The sequence below is a fragment of the Legionella yabuuchiae genome (assembly GCF_900640115.1).
Lineage (GTDB): Bacteria > Pseudomonadota > Gammaproteobacteria > Legionellales > Legionellaceae > Legionella_A > Legionella_A yabuuchiae.
On the sequence record NZ_CAAAIW010000078.1, the window covers coordinates 1 to 570 of the forward strand.

Here is a 570-nt window from a genome sequence, read left to right on the forward strand (position 1 = left end):
TTTTTTGATGACATTTTGCCAAGCATTGAAAATGCACTGGATGGCAGAATTAACGACAACTTCCAGTTGCTAAAAACTTAGTATTTTGAAGTTGATTGGGTATAAAATTATAAGATAGAGGATAATAATATGTTTTCGTCAAAACGTAAACCATCAATTACATCATTGGAAATACCTCGAGCAGTACTTGAAAAATGGAGTCAATCTAGTAATGCAGAGGCTCTATTAAGAGAAATAAAGGTAAAAACTGAAATACCTAGTGACTGTACTAAGATGCAAATCAATCCGATGGGCACGCTATATATTTTCTTGCTTTATGCAGAGAAAAACTCACCGGAGCTAAAAGATGCATTTTTATTTACCATTCGCTATCTGCATAGATTGGCGAGTTTACCATCGAGACCACCTTTTGAAACCCATATTCTTGGACTTGAGGAGGTATTAAAAGGGTATATAGCCATTACACTTCAAAATCCGAAATTAGGTTCACTGACAATTTGAAATTTATCAGTGAGCCTAGCTCTCAATAATTTCTTTTTACGCCCAATTTGTTTGAAGAAAGTAGTTATG

Annotated in this window: 1 protein-coding gene; it reads left to right on the forward strand. The window is 34.4% G+C overall.

What is annotated here, in order from left to right:
* Positions 1-129 precede the first annotated feature (129 nt).
* A complete protein-coding gene (locus E1O47_RS12140) occupies positions 130-501 on the forward strand; it encodes a hypothetical protein (RefSeq protein WP_133131486.1) in 372 nt (123 codons plus the stop codon).
* Positions 502-570: the final 69 nt, after the last annotated feature.